Origin of the sequence: Klebsiella sp. Shm-1 (assembly GCF_040804525.1) — a bacterium.
GTDB lineage: Bacteria > Pseudomonadota > Gammaproteobacteria > Enterobacterales > Enterobacteriaceae > Klebsiella > Klebsiella pneumoniae.
Window position 1 is genome coordinate 4640021 of sequence record NZ_CP161823.1, and the last position, 18999, is coordinate 4659019.

At 57.7% G+C, this 18999-nt stretch carries 15 protein-coding genes; 7 read left to right on the forward strand and 8 right to left on the reverse strand.

Features of this window, described 5'->3' with window-relative positions:
• Window positions 1-8: 8 nt before the first annotated feature.
• Entirely contained in the window at window positions 9-1514 is a 1506-nt protein-coding gene (locus tag AB1E37_RS22655; RefSeq protein WP_004146794.1) for a CoA-acylating methylmalonate-semialdehyde dehydrogenase, read from the reverse strand.
• Window positions 1515-1864: 350 nt separating this feature from the next.
• Between AB1E37_RS22655 and AB1E37_RS22660 the strand changes: the two genes are divergently transcribed.
• Window positions 1865-2686: a TIM barrel protein gene (locus AB1E37_RS22660; RefSeq protein WP_004178392.1), complete on the forward strand. Its 822-nt coding sequence runs from the start codon at window positions 1865-1867 to the stop codon at window positions 2684-2686.
• A 98-nt stretch (window positions 2687-2784) separates the two neighbouring features.
• Window positions 2785-4287 carry a helicase HerA-like C-terminal domain-containing protein gene (locus AB1E37_RS22665; RefSeq protein ID WP_002886957.1) on the forward strand — a complete coding sequence of 501 codons (1503 nt, stop codon included), beginning with the start codon at window positions 2785-2787 and terminating at the stop codon, window positions 4285-4287.
• A gap of 48 nt (window positions 4288-4335) precedes the next feature.
• Here the strand turns inward: AB1E37_RS22665 and lptG are convergent, their stop codons facing one another.
• Together lptG and lptF are read right to left on the reverse strand one after the other, a co-directional pair.
• Window positions 4336-5418 carry an LPS export ABC transporter permease LptG gene (gene lptG / locus AB1E37_RS22670; protein WP_002886956.1) on the reverse strand — a complete coding sequence of 361 codons (1083 nt, stop codon included), beginning with the start codon at window positions 5416-5418 and terminating at the stop codon, window positions 4336-4338.
• Complete coding sequence (gene lptF / locus AB1E37_RS22675) at window positions 5418-6515, reverse strand: LPS export ABC transporter permease LptF (RefSeq protein ID WP_002886955.1); 1098 nt, start codon at window positions 6513-6515, stop codon at window positions 5418-5420. The genes lptG and lptF overlap by 1 nt, the downstream gene beginning before the upstream one ends.
• Window positions 6516-6904: 389 nt before the next feature.
• On the opposite strand from lptF, the gene pepA reads away from it, so the two are divergent.
• From pepA to AB1E37_RS22695, 4 genes are all read left to right on the forward strand, one after another.
• Entirely contained in the window at window positions 6905-8416 is a 1512-nt protein-coding gene (gene pepA / locus AB1E37_RS22680) for a leucyl aminopeptidase (RefSeq protein WP_002886954.1), read from the forward strand.
• Window positions 8417-8535: 119 nt separating this feature from the next.
• Window positions 8536-8979 carry a DNA polymerase III subunit chi gene (holC, locus tag AB1E37_RS22685; protein WP_002886953.1) on the forward strand — a complete coding sequence of 148 codons (444 nt, stop codon included), beginning with the start codon at window positions 8536-8538 and terminating at the stop codon, window positions 8977-8979.
• The gene (locus AB1E37_RS22690) at window positions 8979-11834 is read left to right on the forward strand and encodes a valine--tRNA ligase (protein ID WP_004192363.1); all 2856 of its coding nucleotides are present in this window, start codon (window positions 8979-8981) and stop codon (window positions 11832-11834) included. The genes holC and AB1E37_RS22690 overlap by 1 nt, the downstream gene beginning before the upstream one ends.
• Window positions 11835-11954: 120 nt before the next feature.
• Complete coding sequence (locus AB1E37_RS22695) at window positions 11955-12458, forward strand: GNAT family N-acetyltransferase (RefSeq protein WP_004152275.1); 504 nt, start codon at window positions 11955-11957, stop codon at window positions 12456-12458.
• 261 nt (window positions 12459-12719) lie between these two features.
• Here the strand turns inward: AB1E37_RS22695 and miaE are convergent, their stop codons facing one another.
• On the reverse strand, window positions 12720-13484 hold the full coding sequence (gene miaE / locus AB1E37_RS22700; RefSeq protein ID WP_004186726.1) for a tRNA isopentenyl-2-thiomethyl-A-37 hydroxylase MiaE: 765 nt from the start codon (window positions 13482-13484) through the stop codon (window positions 12720-12722).
• A gap of 58 nt (window positions 13485-13542) precedes the next feature.
• Window positions 13543-13965: a ribonuclease E inhibitor RraB gene (gene rraB / locus AB1E37_RS22705; protein WP_002886947.1), complete on the reverse strand. Its 423-nt coding sequence runs from the start codon at window positions 13963-13965 to the stop codon at window positions 13543-13545.
• Window positions 13966-14128: 163 nt separating this feature from the next.
• Between rraB and argF the strand changes: the two genes are divergently transcribed.
• Window positions 14129-15133: an ornithine carbamoyltransferase gene (argF, locus tag AB1E37_RS22710; protein WP_002886946.1), complete on the forward strand. Its 1005-nt coding sequence runs from the start codon at window positions 14129-14131 to the stop codon at window positions 15131-15133.
• 2 nt (window positions 15134-15135) lie between these two features.
• On the opposite strand, the gene AB1E37_RS22715 is transcribed toward argF, so the two are convergent.
• The 3 genes from AB1E37_RS22715 to AB1E37_RS22725 all read right to left on the reverse strand — a co-directional run bounded on the left by AB1E37_RS22715 (window position 15136) and on the right by AB1E37_RS22725 (window position 18986).
• On the reverse strand, window positions 15136-15861 hold the full coding sequence (locus AB1E37_RS22715; protein ID WP_004192370.1) for a GntR family transcriptional regulator: 726 nt from the start codon (window positions 15859-15861) through the stop codon (window positions 15136-15138).
• Window positions 15862-15945: 84 nt separating this feature from the next.
• Window positions 15946-17364 carry a YfcC family protein gene (locus tag AB1E37_RS22720; protein WP_004152274.1) on the reverse strand — a complete coding sequence of 473 codons (1419 nt, stop codon included), beginning with the start codon at window positions 17362-17364 and terminating at the stop codon, window positions 15946-15948.
• A 56-nt stretch (window positions 17365-17420) separates the two neighbouring features.
• A complete protein-coding gene (locus tag AB1E37_RS22725; RefSeq protein ID WP_004186721.1) occupies window positions 17421-18986 on the reverse strand; it encodes an amidohydrolase in 1566 nt (521 codons plus the stop codon).
• Between the last annotated feature and the right edge of the window lie 13 nt (window positions 18987-18999).

Here is an 18999-nt window from a genome sequence, read left to right on the forward strand (position 1 = left end):
TTCGCCGATTAACCTAACGTCGGCATGCTGAATTCAGATACGGTCTGCTGCCCTGCCGGCCAGCGTACGGTGGCGGTCTTCATACGCGTGTAGAAGCGCACGCCGTCCGGCCCGTGGACGTTCAACGCGCCAAACACCGAGCGCTTCCAGCCGCCGAAGCTGTGGAACGCCATCGGCACCGGGACCGGCACGTTCACCCCGACCATCCCCGCCTGCACGTCGTGGACGAATTCACGCGCGGTGTGGCCGTTGCTGGTGAAAACGGCGCTGCCGTTGCCAAACTCGTGGCTGTTGACCAGCTCAAGGGCGCTGTCATAGTCCGCCGCGCGCACAATCCCCAGCACCGGGCCAAAGATCTCTTCGCGCCAGATGGTCATCTCCGGGGTGACGTGATCGAAAAGGGTGCCGCCGACATAGTAGCCCGCGTCGTAACCCGGCACGCGCAGTTTGCGGCCATCGACCACCAGTTTTGCCCCTTCGCTTTCGCCTTTATCAATATAGCCGAGCACTTTTTTCTGATGGGTATCAGACACCACCGGTCCCATCTCGTTCTCTTCCTGGCCACGCATGCAGCCCGGACCTACTTTCAGCGCTTCCACCAGCGGCTTCAGGCGGGCGATCAGTTTGTCGGCGGTTTCATCTCCCACCGCCACCACCACCGGCAGCGCCATGCAGCGCTCGCCTGCGGAGCCAAAAGCGCCGCCCATAATGGCGTTAACGGTAGCGTCGAGATCGGCATCCGGCATCACAATCGCGTGGTTTTTGGCGGCGCCGAAGGCCTGCACGCGCTTGCCGTGGGCGCTGGCGGTCTTATAGATATACTCCGCCACGCCGGAGGAGCCGACGAAGCTCACCGCCGCAATACGCGGGTCAGTGTACAGCTGCTCAGCATCTTCATTGCTGCAGTGCACGACGTTAAACACGCCGTCCGGCAGACCAGCCTCTTTTAACAGCTCTGCCAGACGCACAGCGGCCGTCGGCGCCAGCGCGGGCGGCTTGAGGACGAAACTGTTGCCGCAGGCCAGCGCCAGCGGGAACATCCACATCGGCACCATCGCCGGGAAGTTAAACGGGGTGATCCCTGCCACCACGCCCAGGGGCTGCATCAGCGAGTAGCTGTCGACGCCGGTGCCGACGTCAGAGGAGTATTCGCCTTTAATCAGGTGCGGGATCCCGCAGGCGAATTCGACCACTTCCATACCGCGGGTCAGCTCGCCCAGCGCATCCGACCACACCTTACCGTGCTCGCTGACGATGATCCCCGCCAGCTCTTCCACGTGCTGCTCCAGCAACATTTTAAAGTTGAACAGCACGCGGGCGCGGCGCAGCGGCGTGGTACGGGACCAACTGTCAAACGCATCGCGAGCAACCTGAATCGCCTCGGAGACTTCCTGCGCGGTTGACACCGTGACTTCGCGCACCGCTTTGCCCGTCGCCGGGTCGTACACCGGCATCGTTTCGTTGCTGCTGCTGATAACGGTTTTCCCGCCAATAAAGTTTCCTGTGATCGTCATGTTCTCGCCTCATAGTGAAGGGGGCCAGCGCACACCGGCCCGTCGCTGATTCTGCTGTGCTATAACCGTAGTAAAATGAAATTTATATTTCAACATTGTTGTGAAATGAAATTTCATTTTGGTGATAACAGTCGCATTTTGCGCTAACCGGTCGCCTGTGCGCTTCCCGCATCGCGCCTCGTTGCCCTCGACGCCAGGCTTCCCGCCGCTGTCGCGCCGGTAGTCGGTGCCGGTGATATTTTGCGAGACAGCTCAAACATTCATCATTTCCATTCTTGCTAATTTTGGAATAAACGTTTTGACTGTTAGCCAATTGAACGAACCTACCCCTCTTCCGTCAGGAGTGTCCTATGGCCATCGCAATGCAACGTTTTTGTATTAACCGCAAAATCGCGCCAGCGCTCAGCATTGAAGCGTTTTTCCGTCTGGTGAACCGTCTGGGCCTGAATAAGGTCGAGCTGCGCAACGATTTACCCAGTGGAAAAGTGACCGACGATCTGAGCCATCAGCAGGTGCGCGAGCTGGCGGCGCGCTACCACATCGAGATCCTGACGATTAACGCGGTCTACCCCTTTAACCGTCGTAGCGAAGAAGTGCGGCAGTTGACCGAATCGCTGCTGAAAGAGGCCCAGGCCATCGGCGCCAAATCGCTGGTGCTCTGTCCGCTCAACGACGGCAGCGAGGTGCCGGCCAGCGAAACCCTGGGCGCCCTACGCGACCTGGCGCCGCTGTTCGCCTTCTATGGCATCCACGGCCTGGTGGAGCCGCTGGGCTTCCCGCAAAGCTCGCTGCGTTCTGCGCACCAGGCGCAGACGCTGATCCACGACGCCCGCGTGCCGTTTAAGCTGCTGATCGACACCTTCCATCACCATCTTTACCCGCAGGCGGCGGACGAGTTCAGCCAGGTAGAGGTGGCGGATATCGGGCTGGTGCACCTTTCAGGAGTGGACGATAGCCGTCCGCGCGAGCAGCTCACCGATGCCGAGCGCATCATGCTAACCCCGCAGGATCGTCTCGGCACCTGCGAGCAGGTTAAAGCGCTGGAAGCCCGCGGCTATCAGGGGGTGTACGCTTTTGAGCCCTTCGCCCCCGAGCTGGCGCAATGGAGCGAAGCGGATATCGAGCGCGAAATTGAGCAGAGCATCGCGCTCATCCAGCGCCACTGCGCCTGAGACCCTCACGGTACAGCGTGCGCGGCGCGTGACGATTTTCCCAACGCCGGACGACGAGGTTGCCTATAATCGTCGCAGGATAAATGGAGGAATCGACCATGAGCTCACCCCTGTTGATTGCGCGCACGCTGGATAACGCGCTCTATTTACTGCCCGCGATGGCCAACCGCCATGGGCTTATCACCGGTGCGACCGGCACCGGTAAAACCGTCACCCTGCAGAAGCTGGCTGAGTCGTTCTCGGAGATTGGCGTGCCGGTATTTATGGCCGACGTCAAGGGCGACCTGACCGGCATTGCCGCCGCGGGGCAGAGCTCAGAGAAACTGCAGGCGCGGCTGGAGAAGATCGGCGTCAGCGACTGGGAGCCGCACGCCAACCCGGTGGTGCTCTGGGATATCTTTGGCGAGAAGGGCCACCCGGTGCGGGCGACGGTCTCCGATCTCGGCCCCCTGCTGCTGGCGCGCCTGCTCAATCTCAACGAGGTGCAGAGCGGCGTACTGAACATTATTTTCCGCATCGCGGACGACCGCGGCCTGCTGCTGCTCGACTTCAAAGACCTCCGCGCAATCACCCAGTTTATCGGCGATAACGCCAAGTCTTTCCAGAACCAGTACGGCAATATTAACAGCGCCTCTATCGGCGCCATCCAGCGCGGGCTGTTGACCCTGGAGCAACAGGGCGCCGAGCACTTCTTCGGCGAGCCGATGCTGGATATTGCCGACTGGATGCGCGTCGATGCCAGCGGTAAAGGGGTGATCAATATCCTTAGCGCCGAAAAGCTCTACCAGATGCCGAAGCTGTACGCCGCCAGCCTGCTGTGGATGCTCTCCGAGCTCTACGAGCGCCTGCCGGAAGCCGGCGACCTCGATAAACCGAAGCTGGTGTTCTTCTTCGATGAGGCGCATCTGCTGTTCAACGACGCGCCGCAGGTGCTGCTAGATAAAATTGAACAGGTGATCCGCCTTATCCGCTCCAAGGGCGTCGGCGTCTACTTTGTCTCGCAGAACCCGGCGGATATTCCCGACGCCGTGCTCGGCCAGCTGGGCAACCGCGTGCAGCATGCCCTGCGCGCCTTTACGCCGAAGGACCAGAAGGCGGTGAAAACCGCCGCCCAGACCATGCGCGCCAACCCGGCCTTCAGTACCGAGCAGGCGATCCAGGAGCTGGGCACCGGCGAGGCGCTGATCTCCTTCCTCGATGAGAAAGGCAGCCCGTCGGTGGTCGAGCGGGCGATGGTTATCGCCCCCTGCTCGCGAATGGGGCCGGTCAGCGATGACGAGCGCAATGGTCTGCTGAACCACTCGCCGCTGTACGGTAAGTATGAGGAGGAGGTGGACCGCGAGTCGGCTTTCGAAATGCTGCAGCAAGGGGTGCAGGTCGCCACCGGGCAGCAGTCGGCTCCGCCGGCGAAGGGCCAGCAGAACGGCGATGACGACGGGCTGCTTGGCGGCCTGAAAGATATCCTGTTCGGCAGCACCGGCCCGCGCGGCGGAAAACGCGACGGTATCGTGCAGACCGCAGCGAAAAGCGCGGTTCGCCAGGTCACCAATCAGATCGTCCGCGGCATGCTGGGCAGCCTGCTGGGCGGACGCAAGCGCTAAAAAAAAGCCCCCTCATCGCTGAGGGGGCTTACGTTTCAGGCTTACCCGCTAGGCCTTGCGCATCATCAGCCAGAGGCTTATCAGGAAGAAGCTGGCGCTCGGCAACAGCGCGCCGATGATCGGCGGTATGCCGTAGACCAGGGTCAGCGGGCCGAAAATCTGGTCGAGGACATAGAAGATAAAGCCGAAGCTAATCCCCGTCACCACCCGGACGCCCATCGGCACGCTACGCAGCGGGCCAAAGATAAACGACAGCGCCATCAGCATCATCACCGCCACCGACAACGGCTGGAAGATTTTGCTCCACATATTGAGCTGGTAGCGTCCCGGATCCTGGCCGCTGGACTTCAGGTATTTCACATAGTTGTGCAGCCCGCTGATCGACAGCGCATCCGGATCCAGGGCAACCACGCCCAGTTTGTCCGGCGTCAGGTTGGTTTTCCAGGTGCCGCTCACCATCTGCGAGCCGGTCACCTGCTTTGGATCGGTCAGGTCGGATTCATCCACCTGCGACAGACGCCACACTTTATTTTCGCTATCGAATTTTGCCGAAGCGGCATAGCGCACCGACTGTAAACGACGCTCCGGGTTGAAGGCATAGATGCTGACGCCCCCCAGCTCATCGTTGCCTTTTACGCGTTCGATATAGACAAAGTTGTGGCCATCTTTCGCCCACAGCCCCTGCTGGGTTGAGAGCAGCGAGCCGCCGTACATCTGCTGGGCACGGTAGTTGCGCGCCATCTGTTCGCCCTGCGGCGCCACCCACTCGCCGATGGCCATGGTCAGCAGCACCAGCGGGATCGCGGTTTTCATTACCGCCAGCGCTACCTGCAGCCGGGTGAAACCGGATGCCTGCATCACCACCAGTTCGCTGCGCTGGGCCAGCATCCCCAGCCCCAGCAGCGCGCCAAGCAGCGCCGCCATCGGGAAGAAGATCTGGATATCCTTCGGCACGCTGAGGATGGTGTAGAGACCAGCGCCCAGCGCATCGTAGCTGCCCTGCCCGGACTTTTTCAGCTGATCGACAAACTTGATAATGCCGGAGAGCGACACCAGCATGAACAGGGTCATCATGATGGTGTTGAAAATCGTCTTACCGATATAACGGTCAAGTACGCCAAACGCCTGCATCAGGCCGCTCCTTTATTAAAACGGGCGCGGAAGCGGCGCATCGGCACCGTGTCCCACAGGTTTAACAGCACCGCCAGCGCAAAATAGAGCAGGTTAATCGCCCACATCCAGATAGCCGGGTCCATTTTGCCTTTGCCGCCGTTCGACTTAATCGACGTTTGCAGCAGGAAGAACACCAGGTAAAGCAGCATCGCCGGCAGCATCGACAGCACGCGGCCCTGACGCGGGTTCACCACGCTGAGCGGCACCACCATCAGCGCCATAATGAAGACGGTCGCCACCAGCGTGAAGCGCCAGTGCAGTTCGGCGCGCGCGCGGTCGGTGTGGGTTTTCCACAAGGTGCGCATATCCATCTGTTCGGTGTCGTCCGGATCGGCGCTCACCGCCTGGTGGCCGATAATAGCCTGATAGTTATTGAAGTCGGTAATGCGGAAGTCGCGCAGCATCGCGGTGCCTTCAAAGCGGGTGCCCTTGTTGAGGGTCACCACCTGCGAGCCGTCTTTCTGCTGCGACAGCTCGCCGGAATCCGCCACCACCACCGAGGGGCGCGCATTGCCTTTCGGACGCAGCTGGGCAAGGAAGACGTCATGGAAGCGGTTGCCGTTGACGCTTTCGATAAACATCACCGCGTTACCATCGCTGGCCTGCTGGAACTGGCCCTGGGCCAGCGCCGCCATACCGGGGTTGGCTTTAGCTTCGGCCAGCACCTCGTCCTGATGGCGCGACGACCACGGCCCCGCCCACATAACGTTGACCGCCGCCACCGCGCCGGTGAACAGCGCGAGGATCATCGCCGCCTTGATCAGCACGGCTTTGCTCAGGCCGCAGGCGTGCATCACCGTAATTTCACTTTCGGTGTACAGCTTGCCGAGGGTCATCAGCAGGCCAAGGAACAGACTTAACGGCAGGATAAGCTGCGCCATCTCCGGGATGCCGAGCCCCAACAGCGAGAGCACCAGATTGGTTGGGATATCGCCATCCACCGCGGCGCCGAGGATCCTGACTAATTTCTGACAAAAGAAAATCAGTAACAGGATGAATAGGATCGCCAACTGGCTTTTCAGCGTCTCACGAACCAGATATCTTATGATTATCACTATAAATACGCCCGTAAAAACCCGTTTTAGTGCAGGAAAATTGCTTGTTTCATGGCTTAAACGTCATTTATTCTCTTTGGTCGTCGAAAACGTCGCTAAGATTAAATGACTCATCGGTTCTGCATGTCAGGATCTTTTCTGACGAACCCAGGCCTTAATAACGTTAAGATTAACACGAAGTCACCGCAACAGCGGATATGAGTTACGAAAGCTTGCAATTATATACTCAATGGATTTCGAGTTGTAAGAAGGCAGCAGGGCTGTGGCCCCTGGCGCGCACAATGTGCCACGTCAGGGTAAGCAGGCGCAGCCGGCGCATCTGCAACTTGAAAGGCGACGAGTATAGCCGTAGCCACCACTGTTGTCTTTAAGATTCAGGAGCATAGTGCATGGAGTTCAGTGTAAAAAGCGGTAGCCCGGAGAAGCAGCGGAGCGCCTGTATCGTGGTCGGCGTCTTTGAACCACGTCGCCTCTCCCCCATCGCCGAACAACTCGATAAAATCAGCGACGGCTACATCAGCGCCCTGCTGCGTCGCGGCGAGCTGGAAGGCAAACCTGGCCAGACGTTATTGCTGCACCATGTGCCAAACATTCTGTCTGAGCGCATTCTGCTGATTGGCTGCGGCAAAGAGCGCGAGCTGGATGAGCGTCAGTATAAGCAGGTCATCCAGAAAACCATCAATACCCTGAATGATACCGGCTCAATGGAAGCCGTCTGCTTCCTGACCGAGCTGCACGTCAAAGGCCGTAACAACTACTGGAAAGTTCGCCAGGCGGTTGAAACCGCCAAAGAGACGCTGTACAGCTTCGACCAGCTGAAGACCAACAAAAGCGAGCCGCGTCGCCCGCTGCGTAAAATGGTCTTTAACGTGCCGACCCGTCGCGAGCTGACCAGCGGCGAACGCGCCATTCAGCATGGCCTGGCGATTGCCGCCGGCATCAAAGCGGCGAAAGATCTTGGCAATATGCCGCCGAACATCTGTAACGCCGCCTATCTGGCTTCCCAGGCGCGTCAGCTGGCCGATACCTACAGCAAAAACGTCATCACCCGGGTGATCGGCGAACAGCAGATGCGCGAGCTGGGGATGAACGCCTACCTCGCCGTCGGCAATGGGTCGCAGAACGAGTCGCTGATGTCGGTCATCGAATATAAAGGCAACCCGGCTGAGGACGCGCGCCCTATCGTGCTGGTCGGTAAAGGCCTGACCTTCGACTCCGGCGGTATCTCCATCAAGCCTGCCGAAGGCATGGACGAGATGAAGTACGACATGTGCGGCGCGGCGGCGGTGTACGGCGTGATGCGGATGGTTGCCGAACTGCAGCTGCCGCTGAACGTCATCGGCGTGCTGGCGGGCTGTGAAAACATGCCTGGCGGCCGCGCCTATCGTCCGGGTGACGTCCTGACCACTATGTCCGGCCAGACGGTGGAAGTGCTGAACACCGACGCCGAAGGCCGCCTGGTGCTGTGCGACGTCCTGACCTACGTTGAGCGCTTCGAGCCGGAAGCGGTTATCGACGTGGCGACGCTGACCGGGGCCTGCGTGATTGCCCTCGGCCATCACATCACCGGCCTGATGTCGAACCATAACCCGCTGGCCCATGAGCTGATCGGCGCCTCCGAACTGGCGGGCGACCGCGCATGGCGTTTGCCGCTGGCCGACGAGTTCCAGGACCAGCTGGAATCCAATTTTGCCGATATGGCGAACATTGGCGGCCGTCCTGGCGGCGCGATCACCGCCGGCTGTTTCCTGTCGCGCTTCACCCGCAAGTACAACTGGGCGCACCTCGACATCGCCGGTACTGCCTGGCGTTCCGGTAAGGCCAAAGGCGCGACCGGTCGTCCGGTGGCGCTGCTGTCGCAGTTCCTGCTCAATCGTGCGGGTTTTAACGGCGAAGAGTGATGTGACATGCCGGGTGGCGGCGATGCCTTACCCGGCCTACAAACGGCAGCACACTGTAGGCCGGGTAAGCGTAGCGCCGCCCGGCTTTGCATTTAAATCCACAACAAGAAGCCCCATATATGAAAAACGCAACGTTCTATCTTCTGGACAATGACGCCACCGTCGACGGCCTGAGCGCCGTCGAGCAGCTGGTGTGTGACATTGCCGCAGAACGTTGGCGCAACGGCAAGCGCGTCCTGATCGCCTGCGAAGATGAACAGCAGGCGATTCGCCTCGACGAGGCGCTGTGGTCGCGGCCGCCGGAGAGCTTTGTGCCGCATAATCTGGCGGGCGAAGGCCCGAGAGGCGGCGCGCCGGTAGAGATTGCCTGGCCGCAAAAGCGCAACAGCAGCCCGCGGGATATTCTTATCAGCCTGCGGCTAAACTTTGCAGATTTTGCCACCGCTTTCACAGAAGTGATAGACTTTGTCCCTTACGAAGACAATCTGAAACAACTGGCGCGCGAACGCTATAAGGCGTACCGCATGGCTGGTTTCAACCTGAACACGGCAACCTGGAAATAATGGAAAAGACATACAACCCACAAGATATCGAACAGCCGCTTTACGAGCACTGGGAAAAGCAGGGCTATTTCAAACCGAATGGTGATGAAAGCCAGGAGAGCTTCTGCATCATGATCCCGCCGCCGAACGTCACCGGCAGTTTGCATATGGGTCATGCCTTCCAGCAAACCATCATGGATACCATGATTCGCTACCAGCGCATGCAGGGCAAAAACACCCTGTGGCAGGCCGGTACCGACCACGCAGGTATCGCTACCCAGATGGTGGTTGAGCGTAAGATTGCCGCTGAAGAAGGGAAAACCCGCCACGACTACGGCCGCGACGCCTTTATCGACAAAATCTGGCAGTGGAAAGCGGAATCCGGCGGCACCATTACCCGTCAGATGCGCCGTCTCGGCAACTCCGTGGACTGGGAGCGCGAGCGCTTCACCATGGACGAGGGGCTTTCCAATGCCGTGAAAGAAGTCTTTGTTCGCCTGTACAAAGAAGACCTGATCTACCGCGGCAAACGCCTGGTTAACTGGGACCCGAAACTGCGCACCGCCATTTCCGACCTCGAAGTGGAAAACCGCGAATCGAAAGGTTCCATGTGGCACATCCGCTACCCGCTGGCCGATGGCGCGAAAACCGCTGACGGTAAAGATTACCTGGTGGTCGCCACCACCCGTCCGGAAACCCTCTTGGGCGATACCGGCGTGGCCGTTAACCCGGAAGATCCGCGCTACAAAGATCTGATTGGCAAATTCGTGGTGCTGCCGCTGGTTAACCGCCGCATCCCGATCGTGGGCGACGAACACGCCGACATGGAAAAAGGCACCGGCTGCGTGAAGATCACCCCGGCGCACGACTTTAACGACTACGAAGTGGGTCGTCGTCACCAGCTGCCGATGATCAACATCCTCACCTTTGACGGCGACATCCGCGAAAGCGCGGAAGTCTACGACACCAAAGGCAATGAATCCGACGTCTACTCCAGCGAGATCCCGGCGGAGTTCCAGAAACTGGAACGCTTCGCGGCGCGTAAAGCCGTTGTTGCGGCGGTTGACGCCCTCGGCCTGCTGGAAGAGATCAAACCGCACGACCTGACCGTCCCTTACGGCGATCGCGGCGGCGTGGTGATCGAGCCGATGCTGACCGACCAGTGGTACGTGCGCGCGGACGTGCTGGCCAAGCCAGCAGTCGAAGCCGTTGAAAACGGCGACATTCAGTTCGTGCCGAAGCAGTACGAAAATATGTACTTCTCCTGGATGCGCGATATTCAGGACTGGTGTATCTCCCGTCAGCTGTGGTGGGGTCACCGCATCCCGGCATGGTATGACAACGACGGCAACGTCTACGTAGGCCGTAGCGAAGACGAAGTGCGTCAGGAAAACAACCTGAGCGCCGACGTTGCCCTGCGTCAGGATGAAGACGTTCTCGATACCTGGTTCTCCTCCGCGCTGTGGACCTTCTCCACCCTCGGCTGGCCGGAAAACACCGACGCCCTGCGTCAGTTCCACCCGACCAGCGTGATGGTGTCCGGCTTCGACATCATCTTCTTCTGGATCGCCCGCATGATCATGATGACCATGCACTTCATCAAAGATGAAAATGGCAAGCCGCAGGTACCGTTTAAGACCGTCTACATGACCGGTCTGATCCGCGATGACGAAGGCCAGAAGATGTCCAAGTCCAAGGGTAACGTCATTGACCCGCTGGATATGGTTGACGGTATCACCCTGCCGGAGCTGCTGGAAAAACGTACCGGCAACATGATGCAGCCGCAGCTGGCGGATAAAATCCGCAAGCGTACCGAGAAACAGTTCCCGAACGGCATCGAGCCGCACGGCACCGACGCCCTGCGCTTCACCCTGGCGGCGCTGGCCTCTACCGGCCGCGACATCAACTGGGATATGAAGCGTCTGGAAGGTTACCGTAACTTCTGTAACAAGCTGTGGAACGCCAGCCGCTTCGTGCTGATGAACACCGAAGATCAGGATTGCGGCTTCAACGGCGGCGAAATGGTGCTCTCCCTCGCCGACCGCTGGATCATCGCGGAATTCAACCACACCGTGAAAGCATATCGCGAAGCGCTGGATAACTTCCGCTTCGATATCGCCGCCGGCATCCTGTACGAGTTCACCTGGAACCAGTTCTGCGACTGGTACCTGGAGCTGACCAAGCCGGTTATGAATGGTGGCAACGAAGCGGAGCTGCGCGGGACTCGCCATACTCTGGTGACCGTGCTGGAAGGTCTGCTGCGCCTGGCGCATCCGATCATTCCATTCATTACCGAGACCATCTGGCAGCGCGTGAAAGCGATCTGCGGGATCACCGCCGACACCATCATGCTGCAGCCGTTCCCGCAGTACGATGCCTCTCAGGTGGACGACGCGGCGCTGGCCGACACCGAATGGCTGAAGCAGGCGATCGTCGCCGTGCGTAACATCCGTGCGGAAATGAACATCGCTCCGGGCAAACCGCTGGAACTGCTGCTGCGCGGCTGCAGCAAAGAGGCCGAGCGTCGCGTGAACGACAACCGCAGCTTCCTGCTGAATCTGGCGCGTCTGGAAAGCATTACCGTGCTGCCTGCCGATGATAAAGGTCCGGTCTCGGTGACCAAGATTGTCGACGGCGCCGAGCTGCTGATCCCGATGGCGGGCCTCATCAATAAAGAAGATGAACTGGCGCGTCTGGCGAAAGAAGTGGCCAAAATCGAAGGTGAAATTGGCCGCATCGAGAGCAAGCTGGCCAACGAAGGCTTTGTCGCCCGCGCGCCGGAAGCAGTTATCGCTAAAGAGCGCGAGAAGCTGGAAGGCTACGCGGAAGCGAAAGCGAAGCTGATTGAGCAGCAGGCGGTGATCGCCGCGCTATGATCCTCCCGCCCCTTGCCACCCGGCATGGGGCGTTTTTTATGAAACATCCTCGCTTGCGCTTTCCCCTGTCGCGATGTTATTAACATCATCATTCGTCTTTTTTGGGTAATGAGTCATTGTATGAATACGAGCGTCCCCGCGGCGACGTTGCTGCGTCGCATTACGGCGGCAGACAATGCCGCCATCGCCAGGGTCATCCGCCAGGTCTCGGCTGAATATGGCCTGACCGCCGATAAAGGCTATACGGTCGCCGACCCGAATCTCGATGAGCTGTATGAGCTGTACAGCCAGCCGGGCTCCGCCTACTGGGTGGTGGAGCAAGAGGGGGAAGTGGTTGGCGGCGGCGGCGTCGCGCCGCTCGCCTGCAGCGAGCCGGATATCTGCGAGCTGCAGAAAATGTATTTTATGACCAGCGCCCGCGGCCAGGGGCTGGCGAAGAAGCTGGCGCTGCTGGCGCTGGACTACGCCCGCGAACAAGGGTTTAAGCGCTGCTATCTGGAAACCACCGCCTTCCTGACGGAGGCGATCGGCTTATATGAACATCTTGGCTTCGAGCACATTGACGGGCCGCTGGGCTGCACCGGCCACGTGGACTGCGAAGTACGGATGCTGAAAACGCTGTAGCGCCTCGATATCGCAGGCGTCCCCGGTAGCGCTACGCTTACCGGGGCTACACGGCTAAGCGTAGCGCGAGCCGGGGTATGTCCCGGATGGCACCGCTGGCACCTTACCCGTGCTCGCGGTGCCGTTTTTTTGTCGGGTGGCGGCTAACCTTACCCGACCTACGGCCCGTACCATTGCGAGCTGAAGCTCTCAACGCTATCTCTCTCCCCATGGCTACTGAAACTGCCGGTGTTAGTGACTACCGGGCCCGAATATCGTGGGTTACGCCGCTACCGGCACACCGCTGTGAAAGCGGAACTCGGCCTCCGGACGGAGGATCAGCGCCGCTTCCGCCTCGCCGAGCTGGCGCACCCGCTCGCTGATATCTTCTCCGGCAATCTTCTGCGCCAGATCCAGATAGTCCTGATAGTGACGCGCCTCGGAGCGCAGCAGCGACAGGTAGAACTTCTGCAGATCGTCGTCCAGCCACGGCGCCAGGGCGGCAAAGCGTTCGCAGGAGCGGGCCTCGATATAGGCGCCGCAGATCAGCTTATCGATCAGCATCACCGGCTCATGCGAGCGCACTTCGCGCCGCAGGCCGCGGGCATAGTTGCTGGCGGTGATTTTGACGTAGGGGATATCGCGCGCCAGCATCATCTCCCGCACCTGCCAGAAGTGATGCAGTTCCTCTTTAATCAACAAAATCATGCTGTCCAGCAGCTGGCGGCCCCACGGGTCGTCGGTCTGCGGCATGGCGCTTTTGTTGATCCGTTTATGCAGGGCGACAAAATCCGGCTCCGGCCCCCGGCGGTAGGTGAAGTCTTCGTACGGCTTCAGGCAGGCCAACAGTTCGTCGGCGTCAGCTTTATCCGCGACGTAGCGACGCACCAGCAGCATGGCGTTCTGCGCCGCTTTCAGCTCGCACACCATATGGTCGGTCAGCAGCAGCGGCAGGTTTTCCGGCTTGCGGGCTTCGTCAATCCACGCCTGCGGCGTCGGGCAGTGCAGGAAGTTGATAATCGGGGAAAGAATCTGCGGGTAATCCATGAAAGTTCCTTGCTATACGGCGGCAGGCGCCGCCGTATCCATCTACGACATTTGCGACTTAGTGGCGAACACCATCGTCGTCTTCATCGACATACTCTTCGTCATCGTCGTCGCCGTCTTCACCGTTCGGGTCCTCATAATAGGTGCCCCAACCGTCATACTCGACGTCATATTTTTCTGCCAGCGTCATCAGCTGTTCCACCTGGGCATCGATCAGGTCTGCGTTCAGCGCGCATTCGCTCAGAATATCGCAGCAGATGACCATGTCACCCTCTTCCACTTCCAGCTCTTCGGGCTCGGTCACTTCGTAGCCCAGCTTGAACGCTTCAACCGCCACTTTCTCCAGGGTTTCGAAATCGTCTGCAGAGAGGTGATGCTCAATCGTGTACAGTGCGTCCGGATCGCTGCCATCTTCCAGCAGCTCTTCGATAATCAGACGCGTCTCTTCACGCTGTTCTTCCAGGTGTTCCGGGTTTGCCATGGCTCGTTCCTCATAATGTGCGGCAGTTATCCCTATTGTCACATACCGCCGTCATTGCCTCCACTTCTCAGTGAAAGATTTCGATCACAGACTTGCAAATGAATATTCATACATATAAATTGAATTTTAATTCAATTAGTGGCCTATGCCAGGTGAGGGAACCATGTCTGCGTTTTACCAGAAGCATTTTTTAAAGTTACTCGATTTTACGCCTGCAGAAATCACCGCCCTGCTCGAGCTGGCGGCAAAGCTGAAAGCCGATAAGAAAAACGGTATCGAAGTCCAGAAACTGGCAGGAAAAAACATCGCGCTCATCTTCGAAAAAGACTCAACCCGTACACGATGCTCTTTCGAAGTTGCCGCATACGATCAAGGCGCCCGCGTGACCTATCTGGGGCCCAGCGGCAGCCAGATTGGCCATAAAGAGTCGATCAAGGACACCGCCCGCGTGCTCGGACGGATGTACGACGGCATTCAGTACCGCGGCCACGGCCAGGAAGTGGTAGAGACCCTGGCGCAATACGCCGGCGTGCCGGTGTGGAACGGCCTCACCAACGAGTTCCACCCCACCCAGCTGCTGGCGGACCTGCTGACCATGAAAGAGCATCTGCCGGGCAAAGCCTTTAACCAGATGACGCTGGTCTACGCCGGCGACGCGCGCAACAACATGGGCAATTCGATGCTGGAAGCCGCCGCCTTGACCGGTCTGGATCTGCGCCTGGTGGCGCCATCGGCCTGCTGGCCGGAGGCCGCGCTGGTGGAGACCTGCACCGCGCTGGCCAAACAGCAGGGCGGCAACATCACCCTGACGGAAGATATCGCCGCGGGGGTGAAAGGCGCCGATTTTATCTATACCGACGTCTGGGTCTCAATGGGCGAGGCGAAGGAAAAATGGGCCGAACGTATCGCCCTGCTGCGCGACTATCAGGTTAACAGCGCGATGCTGGCGCTCACCGGCAACCCGCAGGTCAAGTTCCTCCACTGCCTGCCGGCGTTCCACGACGATCAGACCACGCTGGGCAAACAGATGGCTGCCGATTACGGCCTGCACGGCGGCATGGAGGTGACTGACGAGGTGTTTGAGTCGGCGGCGAGCGTGGTCTTCGACCAGGCGGAAAACCGGATGCACACCATCAAAGCGGTGATGGTGGCGACGCTTTCACGCTGAAATCAGAAACTAAACGTGTAACGCTCGGCGACGATATACTGTTCTCCATAATGAATAGGCTGATGCTGGCTATCCAGAATTAGCGTTTTCATCAGGAATAACGGTTCGCCGGGCGGTTGCTTCAGCAGCGGTGCGCTGTCAGAATCCGCACGCACCATTTCTACTGTCGTTTCACCCGCATAGGTAGGCACGATCGCATATTTTTCACGCAATAGCTGATACAGCGACCCGCTAAGATCCTCCTGCTGTAAAAAACCTAATCGTTTCAGAGAGTAGTAATTATTCTCTAACATTAACGGCGCATCGCCAGCGATCCTAAGGCGTTGGATATAAAGCACGGAATCATCGCTCTCAAGCTCAAGAAGCTGACGCGCATTACGATAGTCCTGCAGAATCTCACGACGAGTCACTACGCTATGGGTTGGTAGATGGTTAGCATCGCATGCGGCAGTAAAGCTAAGTAAGTGAACAACTTTACGCTCAATTTTAGGCAGACAGACAAAAGTCCCCTTCCCCTGCTTTTTTACCAAATAGCCTTCTGCTACCAGCTCTTTCACTGCGTTGCGCACTGTAATACGGCTGATATTGTAGAGTTCGCTGAGCTCAATCTCGGTGGGGATTTTCTCTCCTTCAGCGAGTTTCCCGGAAGAAATATCGCTGAGGATTTTATCTTTAAGCTGCCTGTATAACGGTACGGAAGTATTCTGTTGCAGTCCAAAATTCGACATAAAAGAGGTACCAGCACGGCCATTAATGCGAAGCAGGATTATAATCGAAGCGCGCACATCAAACTACGACGGCGCGCATATCCTTCAGACCCAGGCCGAAATCGCAGCAAAAGCAGCGCTAACTATCCACAGCACCGGAAACAGCGGCGCAATGGCCTTTAACCACTGACCAAACCCAATGCGCGCAATAGACAACCCAGCCAGCAATACACCGCCGGTAGGAGAGACCAGGTTCGTCAGGCCATTGCCAAATTGATAAGCCATCACCATCGCCTCTTTATTGATACCAACCAAATCGCCTAACGGCGCCAGCACGGGCATAGTGAGCGCGGCCTCGCCCGAAGATGAGGGCACAAAAAAAGTGATGACGTTATGCCCTAATAGCATCAGAGTGGTAAACGCATACTGCGGCAACCCTTCCAGCATTTCAGACAAACCAAATAGCAACGTATCGATAATTCGTCCGTTCTCCGCCACCACCAGAATACCGCGCGCAAGACCTATGACTACGGCGGCGTAGACAAACTCTTTGCACCCTTCGACAAAGCTGTCGGCCATCCCGCTAATGCCCATGCGCCCGACGATCCCGGAAAACAGCCCCAGAGCCAGGAACACAGAGCCGATCTCAACCATGTACCAGCCACGCGTGATTAACCCCCATGAGATGACGGCCAGCGCCAGCACAAAGGCGATGATAATTACCCGATCGGCGATGGAAAAATGGACCGACGTATCCTGTATCGACAAAAACTGCTCGCGGTTGCGACAATCATTTTCATATACCGGCGACTTTTGCGGAGTGCGTTTAACACGGTGCGCGTACCACATGGTGTAAGCAATCGCCAGTAGCGTGAAGACCAGCCATGCAATAGCACGTAGCCAAAGCTGCGGATTTCCCTGAATACCCGCTACGCCCTGGGCAATGAGTACAGAGAACGGATTGGTCATTGCGCCAACGTAGCCAATCTGGGTTCCCAGAAAAAGAATCAGGATCGCAGTCATTGAGTCATAACCCAGCGCGAACATCAGGGAGATAAAGATCGCATACAGGGGGATCACCTCCTCGCTCATACCAAAAGTCGCGCCTCCCAGGCTAAACAAGGTCATTGCGATAGGGATAACCAAAATTCCTTTACCTGCCAGGCGTTCAGCCAGCGCCACCAGCCCCCGCTCAATTGCGCCAGTACGTAAAATAATGCCAAAAGCGCCACCAACAATGAGCACAAACGCCACTACGTCGGCGGCCTTGATAATCCCCTCCATCGGCGCGGCCAGTACGGCGGCAATACCCTGACGTAAATCGCCCTCGCTGCTGACTTTGTCCAGCAGATGATAAGACCCTGGGATCACTAATGTTTTCGTTTCACCGCCGGGTAAGGTCACTGAGTGATAATCAAAACTGCCGCTGGGAATACACCATGTCAGCAGCGCTACTAATATAATAATGAAGAAAATCAGAGCGTAGCAGTGTGGCATCGCCCACTTTATTTTTGCAATACGCATAATCCGCCTCGATAAGATGTTTATATTATGTTTGCCGTCTTTCGGCATTTTTAGAGTTACAGAAGGTCATGGGTAATACGGCCATCCACCAGGGTCAGTACAACGGTAGAAGTCCGTAACTCATCATTCGGGCAGCTCAACAAATTACGGTCAAAAACCGCGATATCCGCGCGTTTTCCCGGCTCAAGGCTACCGGTCATCTCTTCCATGCCGTGGTGTCGAGCACTATTCAGCGTCCATGCCGTTAAGAGCTGTTGTCGGGTCATTCCGCGTTCGCGGTACCAGCCATTCACGGGTGAACCATCAGGGAACTGACGACTGCAGGCGGCATACATCGAGTCAGGAACAGAAGGAATAAACAGGGGCAGATCGGTGCCAATAGTCACCGTCACGCCAGCCCCAAATAGTGCGGCATAATCGTAGAATTGCGCTTCGCGCTCTTCCCCATAGCGTTCGCGCATATAGGCTTCGGCTTCGCAGGGGTTAAGGAGCAGAATTTGTGCATAAACTTCGGCAAAAAGGCCGAGCTCAGCCATTCTGGGAATATCGTTTGGATGCGGACATTCCAGATCGCTCAGAGAATGTCTAACCACGCTCTGCGGGTGACGCTTACGGCATTCGGCAAAAATATCAATACAGCGGCGAATTGCGGCATCGCCCTCCGCATTCATACAGCAGTTGAATCCACGAGCATCAGCCAACAAAACCTGCTGGCGCAGGGCATTATAATCAACGGGTCGTTCATTGTTCGTGCCGGGACGATCGGCATAGGGGTAAATCATATCGCCGGTATGATCGGCAATAACGCCATCGACCATAAATTTAAAGCCATGAAACCGCAGCCATGGCGAATGAAAGCGGCGTCGGGCCTGTTCACCGAAAGCAAGATCGACAGGCGCAGATACGGGCTGAGAAACAATGCTTACTCTCAGCAATAGCGCATCCTCTTTTTCCAGTTCATCCCAGGCATTCATCAACTGCGGCGCATCGTTGAAACAAACGTCTTTTATTGCCGTGATTCCCTGCCCGGCAAGTCGGGCCATAAATGCCCGCATTTCTTTTTTTAACTGTGCGGTATCAGACAGCATCTCATCCAATAATGCGATTCTCGCCTCCGCGCTGCACTCTTCAGCGGTAAAGCCATAAAGCTCCACGGCGGCACGGTTCATCCAGCAATAGCTTTTGTCATCGTTAATGGCGACAACCGGTCTCTGCGGGAAAGCGTCATCCAATAGTCTGGCATCAGGCACCGCTCCCCAACGGGCAGCAGACCAGCCCCAGCCATAGAGGCTTTTCCCCTCAGGGAGAAGTTTTTCTGCATCCTGTAATAGTTCAAGGGCATGATTACTATCGCGGGCGGCATGGAGATCGACGCCACGCTGCATGCTCATATAGCCGGTAAAAAACGTGTGATTATCGCAAAATCCGGGACAAATCAGGCGATCGCCAAGTTCGATAAAGCGAGTTCTTTCACCTCTCCAGGTTTGAATATCTTCCCCATTCGCTATCATCGCCGCGATAGCGCCGTTTTTAATGACTACATATCCGCTAAATAGCTCATTTCTGGCAGCAGTAAAAATAGCATCAGAACGTAAAATCAAATCAGCAGCATCACTATGCATAATTCTTTCCTCA

Coding starts and splice junctions, on each gene's coding strand:
- argF (WP_002886946.1), top strand. CDS start 14,129: ATGTCTGCGTTTTACCAGAAGCATTTTTTAAAGTTACTCGATTTTACG.
- holC (WP_002886953.1), top strand. CDS start 8,536: ATGAAAAACGCAACGTTCTATCTTCTGGACAATGACGCCACCGTCGAC.
- AB1E37_RS22725 (WP_004186721.1), bottom strand. CDS start 18,986: ATGCATAGTGATGCTGCTGATTTGATTTTACGTTCTGATGCTATTTTT.
- miaE (WP_004186726.1), bottom strand. CDS start 13,484: ATGGATTACCCGCAGATTCTTTCCCCGATTATCAACTTCCTGCACTGC.
- AB1E37_RS22690 (WP_004192363.1), top strand. CDS start 8,979: ATGGAAAAGACATACAACCCACAAGATATCGAACAGCCGCTTTACGAG.
- AB1E37_RS22655 (WP_004146794.1), bottom strand. CDS start 1,514: ATGACGATCACAGGAAACTTTATTGGCGGGAAAACCGTTATCAGCAGC.
- pepA (WP_002886954.1), top strand. CDS start 6,905: ATGGAGTTCAGTGTAAAAAGCGGTAGCCCGGAGAAGCAGCGGAGCGCC.
- AB1E37_RS22715 (WP_004192370.1), bottom strand. CDS start 15,861: ATGTCGAATTTTGGACTGCAACAGAATACTTCCGTACCGTTATACAGG.
- AB1E37_RS22665 (WP_002886957.1), top strand. CDS start 2,785: ATGAGCTCACCCCTGTTGATTGCGCGCACGCTGGATAACGCGCTCTAT.
- AB1E37_RS22660 (WP_004178392.1), top strand. CDS start 1,865: ATGGCCATCGCAATGCAACGTTTTTGTATTAACCGCAAAATCGCGCCA.
- lptG (WP_002886956.1), bottom strand. CDS start 5,418: ATGCAGGCGTTTGGCGTACTTGACCGTTATATCGGTAAGACGATTTTC.
- rraB (WP_002886947.1), bottom strand. CDS start 13,965: ATGGCAAACCCGGAACACCTGGAAGAACAGCGTGAAGAGACGCGTCTG.
- AB1E37_RS22720 (WP_004152274.1), bottom strand. CDS start 17,364: ATGCGTATTGCAAAAATAAAGTGGGCGATGCCACACTGCTACGCTCTG.
- AB1E37_RS22695 (WP_004152275.1), top strand. CDS start 11,955: ATGAATACGAGCGTCCCCGCGGCGACGTTGCTGCGTCGCATTACGGCG.